The organism is Streptococcus penaeicida (assembly GCF_002887775.1).
GTDB lineage: Bacteria > Bacillota > Bacilli > Lactobacillales > Streptococcaceae > Streptococcus > Streptococcus penaeicida.
In genome coordinates, this window is the sequence record NZ_LOCM01000058.1 from 1 (window position 1) to 388 (window position 388).

Here is a 388-nt window from a genome sequence, read left to right on the forward strand (position 1 = left end):
GTACCTGACTACGAATCAGGCGGTTAGAGGTTCGACTCCTCTAGGGTGCATGAGTTCGGGAAGTAGCTCAGCTTGGTAGAGTACTTGGTTTGGGACCAAGGTGTCGCAGGTTCGAATCCTGTCTTCCGATATTCTTTATTTTTTAATAGAGAAAAGACCTTTGAGAACTGAATAAGACAAGAAAACCAAATGTGAGGGTGATATGTTTAGATGCATATTATCCGTCAATGAAGTAAAAAACAATAAATCTGTCAGCGACAGAAAAGAACGAGTAAGTTCAAACTAAAATGAGAGTTTGATCCTGGCTCAGGACGAACGCTGGCGGCGTGCCTAATACATGCAAGTAGAACGCTGAGGTCTAGTGCTTGCACAAGACCAAGGAGTTGCG

The 388-nt window shown here is 43.6% G+C and carries 1 tRNA gene and 1 rRNA gene; both read left to right on the forward strand.

Annotation, left to right across the window (positions count from 1 at the left end):
• The first annotated feature begins 55 nt into the window (after window positions 1-55).
• A tRNA-Pro gene (locus AT575_RS10200) sits at window positions 56-130 on the forward strand.
• Window positions 131-283: 153 nt separating this feature from the next.
• Window positions 284-388 (forward strand): 16S ribosomal RNA (locus AT575_RS10205); the annotation flags it as partial.